The following is a 17,214-nucleotide window of genomic DNA, read 5'->3' on the forward strand; positions in this document are numbered from 1 at the left end:
GGTGGCGCTGTCGGGCATGACCGGCTTCGCACGCGTCGAAGGCGCGCACGGGGCCTGGTCCTGGGCCGTGGAGGCCCGCAGCGTCAACGGCCGCAATCTCGAGACCCGGTTTCGCGGTCCGCCCGGCTTCGACAGCCTAGACCGCGCGGCCCGCGACGGGGCCCAAGCGCGCTTCCAGCGAGGTCAGCTGACGGTCAACGTCCAGGGCAAACGCGCCGAGGCCGTGGGGCAGACCCAGGTCAGCGTCGAGACCCTGGAGCGTTATCTGAAGGCCGGCGGACCCTATGTGGCCACCGGCATGGTCACCAAGCCGTCCCTGGATGGCCTGCTGGCCCTGCGCGGCGTCATTGAGGTGCGCGAGGAAGACGACGACGCCGAAACCCGCGCCGCCGTCGAGGCCGCCATGTCCGCCTCCATCGCCCAGGCGTTGGACGCCCTGAAGATCGCGCGGCTGGAGGAGGGGATCGCCCTGACACCCGTGCTCAACGGCCAGGTCGATACGATCGAGCGCCTGACGACGGAAGCCGGCGTCGAGGCTGTCGGTCAGCCCGCCGTGCTGAAGGACCGCTTCGCGCGGCGCATGACCGAACTGCTGGGCGAGGCCGCTCCCGAAGAGCGCATCGTCCAGGAAGCCGCCGCCATGGCCGTGAAGGCTGATGTGCGCGAGGAACTCGATCGCCTGGCCGGCCACGTGGTCGCCGCCCGCACCCTGCTGACCGGCGAAGCCGCCGCCGGCCGCCGCCTGGATTTCCTGTCCCAGGAGTTCATGCGCGAAGCCAATACCCTGTGCTCGAAATCTGCGCTCAGCGCCCTGACCGCGATCGGTCTGGAGCTGAAGGCGACCATCGAGCAGTTCCGCGAACAGGTTCAGAACGTTGAATAAGCCCCATCACAAGACCCGCGGCCTTCTGCTGATGGTCGTCGCGCCCTCGGGCGTCGGCAAGACCTCGCTGACCCGTCGCCTGGTGGCTGATCACGGCGACCTGCACCTGTCGATCAGCGCCACCACCCGCCAGCCGCGTCCGGGCGAGCATGACGGCCGCGACTATCACTTCGTCAGCCACGACAAGTTCCAGGAGATGATCGCGGCGGACGCGTTTCTGGAATGGGCCGAGGTCTATGGCAATTTCTACGGCAGCCCCAAGCCGCCGATCATGGAAGCGCTGGATCGCGGCGAGAGCGCGCTGTTCGACATCGACTTCCAGGGCGCGATGAAGGTGCACAAGCAGGCTGGGGCCGACAGTGTTCTGGTTTATATCCTGCCACCGTCGCTGGCAGAGATGAGCCGTCGCCTGCACGCTCGCAGCCAGGACAGCGAAGAGGTCATCCACCGCCGTCTGTCACGCGCCAAGGACGAAGTCGCCGCCTGGGAGCAGTTCGACTACGTCATCCTCAATGACGACTTCGACCGCGCCTATTCCGACCTGGCCCACATCTATCACGCTGAACGCCAGAAGCGGGCCCGCAACCCGTGGATCGGGGATCTGGTCAGAGACCTGCTGGTCGAAGAGATCTGAGCCACACTTCGACTGACGTCCGTCCTGCGTCAGCGCGTGTTTGCATATACTTTGCATAACAAGGTACCGGTCGTTACAGCATTTCATGACCAAGGTTGCTTGGCGGGGGAATGGCATGTCGGTGATGCTCAACACACACGGCAAACTGCGCAATGGATGGTGGGCAGCCATTTTCATGGGCGTGCTGACCCTGTTGTTGTTTCCCTGTCTGCTGGCGTCGCAGCGCTTCGGGCGCGAGCTCTCGATCGCGGAGCAGGCCGTGATCGTCCTGGCTGCGACCTGGATCTGCCAGCTTCTGCGCCGTCTGCCGCTATCCGAGGTTTTCGGCCGCCTGAACGGCCTGTGGGCGAAGCAGCTAGCGCTTGGCTGCGGCTTGGGCGCTGCGCTGATGCTGGCTCCGGCGCTTTTCCTGGCGCTGGGCGGCTGGATCAGCTGGCGGCCCAACCCCGCCGGCCTCGACGCCTTCACGGCCAGCCTGGCGGTGATGGCCGCCGTGGCCGTCGCCGAAGAGCTGCTCTTCCGTGGCTTCCTGTTTCAACGGTTCGTGGCGGGGCTGGGCGTCTGGCCGGCGCAGATCCTGATTGGCGGCCTCTTCCTGCTCACCCACCTGGACAATGACGGCATGCAGGGTGCGACCAAGGTCTGGGCCGGGATAAACATCTTTCTGGCGTCCATCCTGTTCGGACTCGCCTATCTACGAACTCAAAGCTTGGCCCTGCCGATCGGCATTCATTTCATGGCCAATGTCGCCCAGGGTGGCGTCCTGGGTCTGGGGGTGAGCGGCGCATCCGAACAGGGACTGCTGGCGCCGCATCTGGCCAACGGCATGACGTGGCTGACCGGCGGATCCTTTGGGCTTGAGGCAAGTCTGCCAGGACTAGTCGCCGTCATCGTCCTGCTGGTGATCCTGGTCCGTTGGCGTGGTTTGGCGACGCCCGGCTAGGCCAGCGTCGCCCGCGCCAGCGCCAGGAAGCCTTCGACCGGCACATTCTCGGCGCGGATGTCGGGACTGATACCGGCCTTCTCGCAGAGTTCGCCGCCGCCCAGCGCCTTGAGGCTGGATCGGAGCATCTTGCGGCGCTGGCCGAAGGCGGCGGCGGTCACGCGTTCCAGCGCGGCCAGTTCCGCTGGCGGCGGGATCACCGCGTGGGGAATCAGGCGGATCACCGCCGAATTGACCTTGGGCGGCGGCGTGAAGGCGCGGGCGGGCAGGTCCATGATCACCTTGGCCTCGCAGACCGTCTGGGAGATCACCGCCAGGCGGCCATAGGCGTCGTCATTGACGTGGGCGGCGATGCGCTCGGCGACTTCCTTCTGGAACATCAGAGTCATCGACAGCGGCAGGAACGGGCCGGTCAGCCAGTTGATCAGCAACTGGGTGCCGACATTGTAGGGCAGGTTGGCGACCACGTGCGCGGGGACGCCGCCGACGGCCTTTGCCGCATCCACCTTGAGCGCATCGCCCTGCACGACTTCCAGCCGCTTTTCAGCGGCTTCGGAGAGCTCGGCCAGGATCGGCATGAAGCGCGTGTCCATCTCGATGGCCACCACCCTGGCTCCCGTCTCAAGGAGGGCGCGGGTCAGGCCGCCGGGGCCGGGGCCGACCTCGACCACCACATCATCGGGACCGATGCCCGCCAGCCGCGCGATCTTGCGGGTGATGTTGAGGTCCAGCAGGAAGTGCTGACCAAAGCTCTTGCGGGCCAGAAGGTCGTGACGCTCCAGGGCGTCGCGCAGCGGCGGCATATCGGCCAGGCTCATGGTCGTTTCGTCTCGAAAGGGTTCAGGCCGCGCGGCGGGCGGCGATCTGGGCCGCCAGCCGGATAGCGGCAATCAGGCTATCGGCTCTGGCAAGGCCGCGTCCAGCAATGTCGAAGCCGGTGCCGTGGTCGGGCGAGGTGCGGACGATCGGCAGGCCCAGGGTGATGTTCACGCCGCCCCAGAAGTCGAGCATCTTGACCGGGATCAGGGCCTGGTCGTGATACATGCACAGCACCGCGTCGTAGCGGGCGCGCGCCTCGGCGTGGAACAGGGTGTCGGCGGGGGCTGGCCCCATGACCTCGACGCCCAGGTCGCGTAGAACGCGGGCGGCGGGTTCGATGATCTCGATCTCCTCGCGGCCCAGCGCGCCGCCTTCGCCGGCGTGGGGGTTGAGGGCGGCCAGGGCCAGGCGGGGGCGGGCGACGCCGAAGTCGTGCTTGAGGGCCTGACTGGTGACCATGCCGGCCGTGACGATGGCCTCCACCGACAGGGCGGCCGACACATCGTTCAGCGCCTTGTGGATCGTCACCAGGGTAGCGCGCAGGTTTCCGGCGGTCAGCATCATCACCGGACCGCGTACGCCCTCTTGAGCCGCTCCGGCGGTCAGTTCGGCCAGGAATTCAGTATGGCCCGGAAAGGCGAAGCCGGCTTCGTAGAGCGGCGCCTTGGCGATCGGGGCCGTGACCAGTCCCGAGACCGCCCCCGAAAGGGCAAGGCCCGCGCCCGTCTCGATGCAGCGGATAATCTGGCCGGCGTGGGTGCTGGACGGCTGGCCGGCGATCACCGGGCTCAACAACGGCGTGTCGAGCACGGGCAGGGCTGTGGGAAAGACATCCAGCGCTTCGGACGGACCGGTGACGGTTTTGACCTTCACGCCCGAGCCGGCCGAGGCCAGAAGTCGAGCATCGCCCACGACCATGAAGGGCGGCCCCTCCCATCGGAGCGCCGCCCAGGCCTTGGCGATGATCTCGGCCCCGATGCCGGCGGGATCGCCGGCGCTCAGGGCCAGGGGTGTGGTCTTCACCGGGTTTCTATGGTCGCCGAGTTGCGGAGGTCGCGCAGGTAACGCTTGGAGATCAGGGCCAGTTGCTGGCCGCGCAGGCGGTTCTCGATCTGGTCGTGCGACGGCGCGCCGCCGCCCGATTGACGTTTGCCGCAGACGGCGATCAGGTGAAGGCCGGCGTCCGTGCGGATCGGATCCGAAACCTGACCAATTTCCAGGGCCGTGGCGGCTGCCTGGAAGGCGGGAGCCAGGTCGGTGATTTCGGCTTCGCCAAGATCACCGGCGACCAGGCCATCCACCTTGCCGGCGGCGGCTTCAAGGGTCGAGCAGCTGGTGATCTGCGGCTTCAGGGCCAGCAGGGCGGTGTTGGCGGCTTCGATCTGCTGGGCTGTGGCGTCGGCGGCCAGCGGATAGGCGACCTGCTTGAGGTCGACCAGAGCGGTCTTGGCGCCCGCGCGCTTGTCGCGCAGGTAGATGATGTAGACGCCGTCCCTGACCGGGATCGGTCGCGAAAGCTGTCCGGGGCGCAGCTCTTCCAGTGCGGTGTCGACCTCGGGAGGCATTTCTCCGGGGCCTACCCAGCCGGCGTCGCCGCCATTGGCCGCCGTGGCGGCTGACGAGAACTGACGGGCGACGGACGGGAAGGGCGCGCCTTGCTGCATTTGGGCGACCAGCTGGGTCGCGCCGTTGATGGCCGTTTCCATGCCGCCGACACGGGCGGCGTCGATGAACACTTCACTGACCTGGTACTGCGGCTTGCTGGCAGATTCGGCCGCGCGGCGCTGGAAGGCCTTGATCTGGTCTTCGCCGACCCGCAGGCGCGAGCCATATCGACCGCTGATCCAGTTTTGCCAGCTGCTGTCGATGCGGATTTGCGAGCGGAAGGTCTCGGCGCCGACGCCCTGCGCGGCCAGCTGGGCCAGCAGCTGGGCGCCGGTCATGTTGGCGTTGTTTCCCTTGGCGATATCGTCGATCTGCTCGTCGACTTCCTTGTCGGTCGAGATGATCGTGATCTTCTGGGCCTTCTCGACCCGGCGCAGTTCCTGCAGCTGGACATGCTCGTCGATCAGCGAGCGAAGGGCTTCCTGCTCAAGCTGGGGAAGGTTTTCCTCGGTCGGCTGCACGCCCGAGCTGACCATCAGCAGGCGCATACGCTGCATCAGATCATAGCTGGAAACGATGTCGTCATTGACCACCGCCGCGACGCTTTCCGACAGGCCCCGCGGGGGCGCCGCCACGGGGGGCGGAGCGGCCAAGACGGACGCTGCGTCTTGAGCGAAGGCAGGCGCGCCAAAGCTCGCCATGGACAGGGCGATAATGGACGCGGCTCCAGCCGCGGCAAGGGTCTTCACGCTACGCGCAGGCCGCATGGGTAGTGTCGTTCCTCTAGGCGCGACGTGCCGATCACGCGCGCAAAAATCACGCGCACCGGGGGTGACGCGAGATCAATTTACTGGCTGTACCCTGTATCACCCAATGTGGCGAGGGTTAGGCGAAACACGACAGACTGGTCGGCCTGCAGCTTCAGACCGCCGGTCGAAGCCTGGCTGAAACGGTCTTCGTTCTGGTAGATGACGTCGATGCGGATGCAATCGTCAGTATAGACCACGCCCAGGTCACGACGGCGCCAGACCCCGGCCACGAGGTCCTGCTGGCCATAGGCTGTGACGCCCCACTTCTTGGTGATGTTCAGCTGGCCGCGCATTTCGAAGGTTTCCAACGGGAAGCCGCCGGCGTCCTGCTGGTCCTTGATGTAGCGTACCGAGCCGTTGGCGACCTTGTGGAAGGCGTCGACACCGGCCTCGATGCGGCGGAACTTGTTGCTGGCCAGGTCCGGCGCATAGCGGGTGCGGACGAAGGCGTTGACGCCGCGCACCGGGGTGACCGTGGCCGCCACGATCCAGTCCGACGACTTCGTCTGCAGGCCCGAGCGGGCGGGTAGCAGCGGGTCGAACTCCGAGCGGAAGCTGCGACCGACCAGAATGCTGGCGCCACGGGTGTCGTTGTATTTGATGGTCGCCCGCGCCCCAACATTCATGCGCTGGCCGCCCTCATAGAGGTCGAAGCCCGGCGACTTGTTGGCGCGAAACAGGTTGGTCTCGTCGAACTCGAACGAGGTGCTGTCCTCGTTGTAGAGGTAGGACGTAGCCCCACTGGTTCCGACCACGATCGGCACGCGGCGGCTGTCAGAGCCTGCGGCGACCTGGGCCAGCGGCTCCAGCACAACCGTGCCGCCCTTGAGCGCCTTGAAGAACGGATAGCTGAAGTCGACGCCGGTCACGCCCAAGGCGCGCGAATAGGTCTGACTGTCATCGGCGCCCGGCAGGTCGGAGACGCGATAGGCGTCGCCGCGCGCCTGAGCAAAGGGCGAAACCCGCACCCCCGACTTGAGGGTCAGGGTCGAGCGCCAGTCGGCGCTGACGCTGCCGCGCTGGCTGTCCACACCGTCCAGGGTCGCGCCATAGGGCGACTCGGCGCGGGTCAGGATCACGCCCGTGCCCTGCAGGCGCAGGCGTCCGCCCAGCACCGGATCCTTCGGCTGCCAGCGACCTTCGACCAGCGGGCCGATCAGCGGGAAGACGTCGCTGTTCTCGAAACTGGCCAGGCCCGTGACCGCATCAACGCCCGAAACCCGCAAGCCCTGCACCGAGACGGCGGAAAGCGACAGGTACGACAGCTTGTCCTGGCGGGTGGTGTAGATCTGCGAGCTGAGCCGACGGTCCTCGCTCGTGAACAGACCGCGCTGCTGGTAGACGTCGTTGATCGAATAGTTGTCGAAGAGAAGCTTGTCGGACGTGCGTTCTGCGCTGAAGCCCCACTTCCACTTGTCGTTTATGTCGAACATGCCCCGGGCAAGGATAAAGCTGCGCGGCGTGGCTTCGCCGAAACGCTCGCCACGGTTGTCGATGTCCTTTTCGTAGGTGAGTCCGCCCCGGATCTCGGCGGTGCCGGAATAGAATCGCTTGCGCCAGTGGGCGTTGAGGAACGGGTTAACACTCGAATTGATCTGGGGGCTTAGGACGATGTCCTGAGACGGCGAGATCACATAAAGATAAGGCTGCTGGTAGGAAATGCCGCGCCGCTTGGACGCGCCCAGCTTGGGTGTCAGGAAGCCAGAGCTGCGGGTCGCCTGCGGGTCAGGGTGCCAGAACACCGGCAGGTACATCAGCGGCGCGCCCCACAGGCGGATGACCGCGTTCTTGTAGTAGACGAGCTGGCGATCCTTATCCTGCACCACCTTGTCGGCGGCGACCGACCAGGTCGGGGTTGGCTTTTCGGCGCAGATCTCACACGGCGTGTAGATCGCTTGGTTGAGCTCCTGGATGTTGTCGTTGCGCCGGATGGCCGAGACGGCGGCGATCTTGACGTCCTTGTCCATGCGGGCCGAGAAGCCCATGGCGAAGCCGGCCTTCAGGTCCTTGTCCAGAGTCATCTCGTCGGCGAACTGGGCGGTGCCGTCGCCGTTGATCAGCGCGACCTTGCCCTTGGCCGTTATGACCCCGGCCTTGGTGTCATAAACCATTTCCTCGGCGCGCAGGGTACGGCCCTGATAGCGCGCCTCGACGTCGCCGCGGGCGGTCAGGATCTGGGTCTTGTCGTCGCGGATCAGCAGATCGGATTCGAGATAGTAGCCCTCGTCCCCCAGTCCGTCTGATGGCGGGGCCTTAACGACCGGGACGGGCGGAACCTCGACCAGCGCCTGCCGGGCGTGCGCTGTCGTTGCGGCCAGCACAAGCGAGGCGACACCTGCGAGCAGACGCAAGCGACCCGGCAGGGACGACGCGCCTTGACGCTGATCCTTCATGAACGACCTCGGAGACACGGACTCAACCATCCTCAGTGTAGCAAAGCAGAGTGAGGCCCGCCAAAAGCGCGACGAGCGGGGGAGTCCAGGCGGCGACCGCTGAGTGCAGAACCTCGGCTTTCGCGAGCGCGCTGCATAGCTCGTTGAAGAAGAAAAAGCCGAAACCCAAAGCGACGCCCGATCCGGCCAGGGCCGCCAGGCCGCCCAGGCGCATCAGGCGCAGCGAGAACGCCGCCGCCAGCACCGACATGGCGGCGAACAACAGCGGCGTCGCCAGGATCTGATGGTAGCGCAGGCGGAACGGCGTGGCCGAGAAGCCGGCGTCCTCGGTCCGCTTAATCGTGGTGGGCAGACGCCACAGGGCCACGGCCTGGGGTGAGTTAAAGCGCTCCGAGGCGGTCCGGTCATCGAGATTGGAGGGGATCGACAGGCTTTCGGAGCGAATCGCCCCGGCGCCGGGTGTCGCCTCGCGAACGCCGATCAGGCGCCAGAAGCCCGGCTCGAGCCGGGCCTCGTTGGCCTCGATGCGGCGCGAGAAGTCCATCACGCCCTTGCTGTTGAGCGTGTAAACGAACAGCGACACGCCGCGCAGGCGCACCGAGCCGTCGATCTGGTCGCGGGCCCGGGCGCGGATGACGATCTGGGTCTTGTCGTCGCCCTGGCGCAGCCATGTGCCCTTGGGCGCGGCCTTCAGATAGTTCGCCATCATCGCGTCGCGCGTAACTTCATATTGCGCGGTCATGGCCGTGCTCAGAGGGTTGAGCAGGGTGATGGTGAGCACGCCGATCACAAACGCTGCGGTTGCCGCCGGCAGGATGAACCGCCAGGCCGAGACACCTGCAGCGCGCATGGCGATCAGCTCGCTGCGCCGGTTCAGGCCGACGAAGGCGCCCAGGGTGCCGAACAGGAAAATGAACGGTGTCAGCACCAGGATGGTCGCCGGGGCCTGCAGGATTGTCAGGTACAGCAGTTCCAGAAAGCCCACATCGGCCCGGGTGCCCACGTTGCGGGCGATGTCGACGAAGGCGATCAGCATCACCATCGAGCCCAGCACCGCCAGGGCCGCGCCCAGCGAGGCCATGGTCCGCTTCAGGACGTAGCGCTCGACCATGCCGACGCCGAAACTCATGCTGCACCTGCCTGGGCGGCATAGGCAGCCTTGCGGCGGCTGATGGCGACGTGGCGCGCGACCTTCTGGCGGAAGATCTGGGCCATGCCCCACCAAAGGGCTCCAAGCGGCACGGCGTATTGCACAATGTTCAGCCAGACATTGTCCTCGCACGCCGCCTGGACGCCGAAGCCTACGATGCGCACCACGGCCGCGGCCGCGCCAACGGCTGCGATGCGCTTGCCATAGCCCATGCGGCTGAACTGGCCGCCAATCACGGCCGCCAGGGCCATGGCCATCAGCGCGATGTTGTAGAGAGGGCTGGCGAAACGCGAATGGGCCTCGGCCAGCAGGCCGATGCGGTTCTTCTGCTCCCACTCCTGGGTCAGGTCCGGATAAAACAGCTCATGCAGATAACGGTCGGCGATCTTGTAGTGGAGCAACTCGTCGCTCTGGAACAGCGAGGACAGATCGAAGGTGTATTCGTCGAACGAGGTGTACTGCAGCACACCAGAGTTTGAAAACTGCTGGTTGGAGCCCTTCAGCATGATCAGAACCGGGGCGCCGTTGCGGGTGGCGATCACCGCTTCGCGCGACGAATAGGTCGAGGCGCCGCCGTCGGGGCGTTCCTGGTGGATGAACAGGTTGTGGATCAGGTTATTGCGGTCGATCGACTGGGCATAGACCGTGAGGCCAGGGCCAGGCTCGGTGAACTGTCCTGGCTGGACCAGCGTGGAAGCTACGTCTGTCTTCACGGCAAACGCGGTCTCGCGAATTTGACGGGCGCTCCAGGGCTGGACCCACAGGCCCAGGAACAGCGAGAACAGGGCCGCGAACACCGCCAGCCGCATGGCGGGCGAAATGACTCGCCAGCGACTCATGCCGCCCGAGAAACAGACCACGATCTCCTGCTCGGTGTGCAAGCGGTTCAGGGCCACCAGGGCCGCCACGAACAGGGCGATCGGCAGGATGATGTTGAGCAGCTGCGGCAGGGCCAGCAGGATGATCTTGAGGAAAACCAACGCGCTCTGGCGCTGGGTGACCAGGATGTCGAACTCCGACAGGCTACGGGCCAACAGCGCAAGCGCCGCCAGGGCAGCCGCCGCGAAGAGCGTCGGACCCAGGACTTGGCGAAAGAGGTAGCGTTCGATCAGGCGCATCAAAAAGGGGGTTCGGGCGGGCGGATTCGGAAACGGCGAACCCCTAGGAAGAGGGCTGTTCTACACGGGCGCTTCCCCCCCGCACAACCGAAGACAGCGCGCCACGCGGCGCCGGAAGTCTTTTCTCTCGACGAGGGTTGGACTATGCCGCCAGATCAAGGCGAGACGGCCGTACAAAGGGCCGCATTGCGAGTCGCGCTTGCGGTTCGGGATGGTTAAGGCGCCAAGCCAATTCAGGAGCGTGCGATGCGTATCGAGTTCGTCCCCGCCGACCTTCATGCCGGCGCTACCGCTGCGGTGGCCGTCCTGGCCCATGAGGCCGCAGCCCTGTCACCTGAGGCCAGGGTGATCGATGAGGCCACCGGCGGCGCCCTGGCGCGCGCCATCGCCGGCGGTCGCTTCACCGGCGCCAAGGGCCAGATCCTGGATCTGGTCGCGCCGCACGGCCTGGAAGCCGCCCGCGTGGTGCTGGTCGGCGTTGATGGTGTTGGCGCGGTCGAGCCGGAGGCGATCGAAACCGCCGCCGCCGCCGCCTTCCAGGCGGTCAAGGCTTCGGGCGTCACCGAGCTGGTGCTGAAGCTGGGCGCCGACGCCGAGACTGCCGCCCGCGCCGCTTTCGGCGTCAAGCTGGCCGCCTATCGCTTCGACAAATACCGGACCACCGAGAAGGCCGAGAAGAAGCCCTCGGTCACCGTGGTCAAGGTGGCCGCCGCCGATCCGGTCAAGGCCGCCAAGCTGTTCGAAAGCCTTGACGCCCTGGCCGACGCCATTCTGTTCAGCCGCGACCTGGTGTCCGAGCCGGCCAATATCCTGCATCCGGAAGAGTTCGCCGCCCGCGCCAAGAGCCTTGAAAGCCTGGGCCTGGAAGTCGAGATCCTTGGCGAAGCCCAGATGGCGGAGCTCGGCATGGGGAGCCTGCTGGGCGTTGGCCAAGGTAGCGTGCGCGAGAGCCAGCTGGTCATCATGAAATGGACCGGCGCGGTCGACAAAGCCGCCCAGCCCATCGCCTTCGTCGGCAAGGGCGTCACCTTCGACACCGGCGGCATCAGCATCAAGCCGGCCGACGGCATGGAAGACATGAAGTGGGACATGGGCGGCGCGGCCGCCGTGACCGGCGTCATGCACGCCCTGGCCGGCCGCAAGGCCAAGGTCAACGCCATCGGCGTCCTGGGCCTGGTTGAAAACATGCCCGACGGTAATGCCCAGCGCCCTGGCGACGTGGTCACCTCCATGTCCGGCCAGACCATCGAGGTCATCAATACCGACGCCGAGGGCCGCCTCGTGCTGGCCGATGCCCTCTGGTACACGCAGCAGCGTTTCAAGCCGCAGTTCATGATCGACCTGGCCACCTTGACCGGGGCGATCATCATCTCGCTGGGCCATGACTATGCCGGCCTGTTCAGCAACAACGATGGCTTGTCCGAAAAGCTTCTGGCCGCCGGCAAGGCCGAACGCGAGAACCTGTGGCGCATGCCGCTGCCGGCGTCTTACGAAAAGCAGATCGAAAGCCCGATCGCCGACATGAAGAATATCGGCGGCCGTCCCGCGGGTTCGATCACTGCGGGTCTGTTCCTTCAGAAGTTCGTCAATGGCGTGCCGTGGGCCCACCTCGATATCGCTGCCGTGGCGTGGCGCAAGCCTTCCACCGATCCGACCGTGCCCGACGGCGCAGTTGGCTTTGGGGTTCGGCTGCTCAACCGTCTGGTCGCCGACGCCTACGAAGGCTGATCGATCCGATGTCCGGCGCGCCCTGCGAGGTCTGGTTTTACCATCTGGAGCGAAGCAGCACCGAACAGGTGCTGCCGGAACTGCTGGAAAAGACCCTTGGGCGGGGCTGGAAGGCGCTGGTGCGTGGCAGTGACGCCGGCCGTATGGAAGTCCTGGACGGTCATCTGTGGACCTATCGCGACGACACCTTTCTGCCGCACGGACTGGCCAGAGAGCCTATGGCCGAGCGGCAGCCGGTGCTGCTGACCGACGGGCTGGACAACCTGAACGGCGGTGATGCGTTGTTTCTGCTCGACGGAGCAGAACCTGGCGATCTGGCCGGCTTCTCGCGTTGCGTTCTACTGTTTGACGGCCGTGACGAGTCGGCTCTGGCCCAGGCGCGGGGTCGCTGGGCAGGTTTCAAGAAGGCCGGGCACCCGGTGTCGTACTGGCGCCAGGGCGCCGAACGTGGATGGGAGAAGCAGGCATGAAGACGCTGATCGTGGTGGGGAGTGTGCTTGCCGCTGCCGTTCTGGCGGCTTCATGCTCCAGCGCCCCACCGCCGGCGCCGCTTCCGCCGCCCGAAACGCCTGTGGCCCCGCCGCCTGTGGCTATCGCGCCGCCGCAGCCAAGGGACCAGTGCGGCATGGACGAAGCCAAGGCCTTTATCGGCAAGAACCGCACCGAACTGCCGGCCGCCGTGGACCCCACGCGATGGCGGGTGGCCTGCACCACATGCCCGGTGACCATGGACTTTCGGCCCGATCGCCTGAACATCTTGTTCGACGCCGACACCGGCAGGGTGAAAGAGGTCAAGTGCGGCTAGACCGACAAGACATAGGGCGCACGGCGCTGGCCTCGCTGATCGCGGGGCTGGGCTTTGCGCTTTGTGCCTATGTCGGCGTCGAGATTCCCCGCGCCTACAACCAGGTAACGCCGATCTGGCTGTCCAATGGCTTTGTCGTGGCCTGCCTTCTCGCCGTCGATACGCGTCGCTGGACTTGGATGCTGGCCGCCTCGCTCGTCGGCGCGCTACTGGCCGGCGCGCATGCGGGCGACGCCTTGCTCGTCAACTTCGCGCTGGCGCCCAGCAATATTCTGCAGATCTGGCTGTGCGCGTGGTCCACGCGGCGGGTTCTGGGGCGAGAGATCGACCTTGGCCGACCCAAGCACATGATTGCCTTCGTCGGGCTGGCCGGGTTCGCTGCGCCCCTGATCACCGGCGTCCTGTCGTCCCTCATCCATACGGCGACCCGCGGCGGGGATGTCTGGGCCAATATGGTCGTCTGGGTGCTGGGCGACATTCTGGGCATTCTGACGGTGACGCCCTGTATCTTGGTTATGGTCAGGGCCAGGACCTATCTAGCCGAGCGCGGGGTGACGCGGGATGGCCTGCTGGCTCTTCTGGGGCTGTTCGTCGTCACCACGGCGGTGTTTTCCCAGGGGCGCTACCCACTGCTGTTCATGGTGCCGCCGGCCATGCTGCTGGTGGCGTCGCGCCTCGAGGTGCTGGGCGGCGTGATCGGCGCGGCCATGGTCGCGACCATCGCCGTGCTTTTCACGATGGCCGGCGTCGGGCCTATACTTCTGGTCAAAGACTCCGCGATCGAACAGTCGATCATCCTGCAGGCCTTTCTGGCGGTGTCGATCTTTGTCAGCCTGCCCGTAGCCGCCTTCCAGAGGCAAAGGCGCTATATTCTGGATCGCATGGCCCAGGCCGGCGAGGCGGCGGCGCGAAGCGAGGCCCGCTATCGCCTGCTGACCGAAAACGCCCTTGATGTGATCTTGCACAGCGATCTGAACGGGCGGGTGACCTATATTTCGCCCTCCGTCCTGGCGGTTCTGGGCTACGCGCCTGAAGAACTGACCGGGGAGCGTCCGATCGAATTCGTGCATCCTGACTATGTGGACGGGGTGATCGCCATCAGCCTGCGCCTGGTCAACGGCGAGAACCACGGCGCCGTGGACCGCATCGAATACCAGGCCTATCGCAAGGACGGCGCCGTGATCTGGCTGGAGTCGCGTCCCACACTGGCCCTTGATCCCGTGACCGGCGAGAAGGTCGGCTTCACGGACGTGGTTCGCGACATCACCGCGCGCAAGATGCTGGAGCAGGAGCTGCGCGAGGCGCGGGCCACGGCCGAAGCCGCCGCCGCCGCCAAAGGTGAGTTCCTGGCCAATATGAGCCACGAGCTGCGCACGCCCCTGACGGCGGTGCTCGGTTTCGCCAATCTGGTGGATGATCAGCCCGAACTGTCCACCGAAACTCGCCGTCATGTGGCCAGGATCGTCGACGGCGGGCGCTCTTTGCTGGCCACGATCAACGACATCCTGGACTTCTCCAAGCTTGACGCTGGTCACATGGAGATCCGGCCGCGCGCCGTGGACGTCGCCGATCTGGCGCGGGACGTGCTGGACATCTTCACCCTGCAGGCGTCGGCCAAGGGGCTGAGCTTGATCTCCGAGGGGCTGGAATCCCTGCCGGCCAGCCTCTTGCTTGATCCCGAGCGGCTGCGGCAGGTGCTGCTGAACTTGATCGGCAACGCGGTCAAGTTCACCGAAACCGGCGGCGTGACCCTCAGTCTGACCTATGACGTCACAGAAGAGCGGCTTGGCGCAGCGATCGCCGACACCGGGCGCGGCATAGCCGAGGAAGATCTCAAGCTGCTGTTCATGCGCTTCTCGCAGGTCGACGCCTCGATCCGTCGCCAACATGGCGGCACGGGCCTTGGCCTGGCGATCTCGAAGGGCCTGGTCGAGGCCATGGGCGGCCAGATCGGCGTCGAGAGCCGGCTGGGCGAGGGTGCGCGGTTCTTCTTCGATCTGTACGCGCCCGTTCAGACCCTCGACGAGACCGAAGACGAGGCCCCGGCCCCCAGCTTGCCAATGGGGTGCCGGGTGCTGGTGGTCGATGACAATGCCGCCAATCGCGAGCTTGTGCGCACCGTGCTGGAAGCCTTCAACGCCCAGGTTTCCGAGGCGGTCGATGGCGAGGAGGGCGTGATCGCCGCCCAGGCGGAGCAGTTCGACATCATTCTGATGGACCTGCGTATGCCGCGCCTCGATGGCGCGCAGGCGGCCGAACGCATCCGAAAGGGGGAGGGGCCCAGCGCCGGTGCGCCAATCATAGCCTTCTCGGCGGACGTCGGATCGGGATCGCCGGGGGCGGTGTTCAACGGCTCGGTGTCAAAGCCGATGACGGTTGTGTCCCTCGTCGGCGCGATCTCCGCCCTTCTGCCCGCCTGAGGCATTCAAAACAGACAGCTCTAGGCCTCGGCCGCCGACAGCTCTTCGGCCAGGCCCATCCACGTTGCCTCGGCGTCTTGCAGCTTGGCCTGAGCGGAGTCACGGCGCTTTGTCAGTTCCGCGACCTTGGTCGGGTTCTTGTAGAGCTGCGGGTCAGCAAGTTGGGTTTCAAGCTCGACCACCTGGCGGGTGGTGCGAGTGACCACCTGTTCGGCGGCCTCGATCTTCCGCTTCAGAGGCTCGATGGCGACGGTCTTGCGCGGCGCGGCGGCGGGCGTTTCGGCCTTGGCCGGCTCGCGCGCCACCTGGGTCGGCTTCACCGACTGCTTGGCGCGGTCCAGCACGAACTTGGCGTAGTCGTCCATGTCGCCGTCGAAGGGCTTCACCGTGCCGTCGGCGGCCAGCCACAGGCGGTCGGCGACCAGCTCCATCAGCGAGCGGTCGTGGGTGATCAGGATCACTGCCCCGTCGTAGTCGTTGAGGGCGTCCAGCAGGGCGCGGCGACTGTCGATGTCCAGGTGGTTGGTCGGCTCATCGAGGATCAGCATGTGCGGCGCGTCCATGGCCACCATGTTCAGGAGCAGGCGCGCGCGCTCACCGCCCGAAAGGTTGGCGACCGTGGTCTCCTGCTTGTCAAAGCCGAGGCCAAACTGGGCCAGTTTCGAGCGGCGCGAGGATTCCGAGGCGTCCGGCATGGCCCGGCGGATGATCTCCAGCGGGGTGTCTTCGGGGTCCATCGCCTCGATCTGGTGCTGGTGGAACCAGCCGACCTTCATTTTGCGGTCGCGATGGAATTCGCCCGATTGCACGCCCAGGGCGCCGGCGATCATCTTGGCGAAGGTCGACTTGCCGGCGCCGTTGACGCCCAGCAGACCGATGCGGTCGTCCAGGTCCATGCGCAGGTTGAGGTTCTTGAGGATCGGGCGACCCTCTTCATAGCCCACATTGGCCCGTTCCAGCCGGATCAGTGGCGGCGGCAGGGGGCGCGGCGGCGAGGGCAGGGTGAAGGGCGCGACGCGCTCCTCGATCGTGGTGGCCACGGGCTCCATCTTGGCCAGGCGCTTCATGCGCGACTGGGCCTGGGCGGCCTTGGAGGCCTTGGCCTTGAAGCGGTCGACGAAGGACTGCAGGTGGGCGCGCTCGGCGTCCTGCTTGGCCTTGGCCGACAGCTGCAGGCGGGCCTTCTCGGCGCGGCGCTTTTCAAAGTCGTCGTAGCCGCCGGTGTAGAGTTCCAACTTGCCGCCGGCCAGGTGCAGCATGTGCGTGCAGCTGTTGTTGAGCAGCTCGCGATCGTGGCTGACGATCAGGGCGGTGTGAGGATACTTCTGGAGGCGGGCCTCAAGCCACAGGGCGCCTTCCAGGTCGAGATAGTTGGTCGGTTCGTCCAGCAGCAGCATGTCGGGTTCGGAGAACAGCGCCGCAGCCAAAGCCACGCGCATCCGCCAGCCGCCTGAGAACTCGGCCATGGGCCGTGCGAGGTCTTCTTGGCTGAAGCCCAGGCCCGACAGGATTTCAGAGGCCTTGGCCGGCGCCGCATCGGAGTCGATTTCGATCAGACGGCTCCAGATCTCGCCCATTTCCTCTGGATCGGCCGTCTCAAGGCGCGTCAGCAGGCTGTGGCGCTCCTCGTCTGCCTCCAGCACAGTGTCGAGCAGACTGACAGGCGTGGCGGGGTGTTCCTGGTCCACCGAGCCGATGCGCGCAGACTTGGGCAGGCTGATCTCGTCGTCGCTGGCATGCAGCTGGCCCAGGATCAGCTTGAACAGGGTGGACTTGCCCACGCCGTTGCGGCCGATCAGGCCCACCTTGGCGCCGGGCGGCAGGCTGACGCTGGCGTGGTCGAAGAACTTCCGTCCCCAGGCGTTGAAGGTCAGGTCTTTGATCTGGAGCATTTGAAAGGACGACTA

The 17,214-nt window shown here is 66.1% G+C and carries 14 protein-coding genes; 7 read left to right on the forward strand and 7 right to left on the reverse strand.

The window, feature by feature from the left end; translation table 11 throughout:
* Position 1 precedes the first annotated feature (1 nt).
* From ACW176_RS14940 to ACW176_RS14950, 3 genes are all read left to right on the forward strand, one after another.
* A complete protein-coding gene (locus ACW176_RS14940) occupies positions 2-883 on the forward strand; it encodes a YicC/YloC family endoribonuclease (protein WP_492109704.1) in 882 nt (293 codons plus the stop codon).
* Positions 876-1,517 (forward strand): guanylate kinase, encoded by a 642-nt coding sequence (gene gmk, locus ACW176_RS14945; RefSeq protein WP_492109705.1) that lies wholly within the window; start codon positions 876-878, stop codon positions 1,515-1,517. The genes ACW176_RS14940 and gmk overlap by 8 nt, the downstream gene beginning before the upstream one ends.
* Positions 1,518-1,602: 85 nt before the next feature.
* A complete protein-coding gene (locus tag ACW176_RS14950) occupies positions 1,603-2,460 on the forward strand; it encodes a CPBP family intramembrane glutamic endopeptidase (RefSeq protein ID WP_492109706.1) in 858 nt (285 codons plus the stop codon).
* Here the strand turns inward: ACW176_RS14950 and rsmA are convergent.
* The 6 genes from rsmA to lptF form a co-directional block, all read right to left on the reverse strand.
* Entirely contained in the window at positions 2,457-3,278 is an 822-nt protein-coding gene (gene rsmA, locus ACW176_RS14955) for a 16S rRNA (adenine(1518)-N(6)/adenine(1519)-N(6))-dimethyltransferase RsmA (RefSeq protein WP_492109707.1), read from the reverse strand. The genes ACW176_RS14950 and rsmA overlap by 4 nt on opposite strands.
* Positions 3,279-3,300: 22 nt before the next feature.
* Positions 3,301-4,302, reverse strand: a complete 1,002-nt coding sequence (pdxA, locus tag ACW176_RS14960) for a 4-hydroxythreonine-4-phosphate dehydrogenase PdxA (protein ID WP_492109708.1) — start codon at positions 4,300-4,302, stop codon at positions 3,301-3,303.
* Positions 4,299-5,651, reverse strand: coding sequence for a peptidylprolyl isomerase (locus ACW176_RS14965; RefSeq protein ID WP_492109709.1), 1,353 nt, complete (start codon positions 5,649-5,651; stop codon positions 4,299-4,301). The genes pdxA and ACW176_RS14965 overlap by 4 nt, the downstream gene beginning before the upstream one ends.
* A gap of 80 nt (positions 5,652-5,731) precedes the next feature.
* On the reverse strand, positions 5,732-8,086 hold the full coding sequence (locus ACW176_RS14970; RefSeq protein ID WP_492109710.1) for an LPS-assembly protein LptD: 2,355 nt from the start codon (positions 8,084-8,086) through the stop codon (positions 5,732-5,734).
* A gap of 22 nt (positions 8,087-8,108) precedes the next feature.
* Positions 8,109-9,215 (reverse strand): LptF/LptG family permease, encoded by a 1,107-nt coding sequence (locus ACW176_RS14975; RefSeq protein WP_492109711.1) that lies wholly within the window; start codon positions 9,213-9,215, stop codon positions 8,109-8,111.
* Positions 9,212-10,354 (reverse strand): LPS export ABC transporter permease LptF, encoded by a 1,143-nt coding sequence (lptF, locus tag ACW176_RS14980; RefSeq protein WP_492109712.1) that lies wholly within the window; start codon positions 10,352-10,354, stop codon positions 9,212-9,214. The genes ACW176_RS14975 and lptF overlap by 4 nt, the downstream gene beginning before the upstream one ends.
* 246 nt (positions 10,355-10,600) lie before the next feature.
* Between lptF and ACW176_RS14985 the strand changes: the two genes are divergently transcribed.
* Genes ACW176_RS14985 through ACW176_RS15000 form a run of 4 tightly spaced genes read left to right on the forward strand, consistent with a single transcriptional unit; the run spans position 10,601 to position 15,307 of the window.
* A complete protein-coding gene (locus tag ACW176_RS14985; protein ID WP_492109713.1) occupies positions 10,601-12,082 on the forward strand; it encodes a leucyl aminopeptidase in 1,482 nt (493 codons plus the stop codon).
* 8 nt (positions 12,083-12,090) lie between these two features.
* Positions 12,091-12,552 (forward strand): DNA polymerase III subunit chi, encoded by a 462-nt coding sequence (locus ACW176_RS14990; protein ID WP_492109714.1) that lies wholly within the window; start codon positions 12,091-12,093, stop codon positions 12,550-12,552.
* Positions 12,549-12,887 carry a peptidase inhibitor I78 gene (locus ACW176_RS14995; RefSeq protein ID WP_419317223.1) on the forward strand — a complete coding sequence of 113 codons (339 nt, stop codon included), beginning with the start codon at positions 12,549-12,551 and terminating at the stop codon, positions 12,885-12,887. The genes ACW176_RS14990 and ACW176_RS14995 overlap by 4 nt, the downstream gene beginning before the upstream one ends.
* Positions 12,878-15,307 (forward strand): MASE1 domain-containing protein, encoded by a 2,430-nt coding sequence (locus ACW176_RS15000; RefSeq protein WP_492109715.1) that lies wholly within the window; start codon positions 12,878-12,880, stop codon positions 15,305-15,307. The genes ACW176_RS14995 and ACW176_RS15000 overlap by 10 nt, the downstream gene beginning before the upstream one ends.
* 20 nt (positions 15,308-15,327) lie before the next feature.
* Here ACW176_RS15000 and ACW176_RS15005 read toward each other — a convergent pair whose 3' ends face one another.
* On the reverse strand, positions 15,328-17,199 hold the full coding sequence (locus ACW176_RS15005; protein ID WP_492109716.1) for an ABC-F family ATP-binding cassette domain-containing protein: 1,872 nt from the start codon (positions 17,197-17,199) through the stop codon (positions 15,328-15,330).
* Positions 17,200-17,214 lie beyond the last annotated feature (15 nt).

It is taken from the genome of Caulobacter sp. FV1ye13L (genome assembly GCF_058681155.1).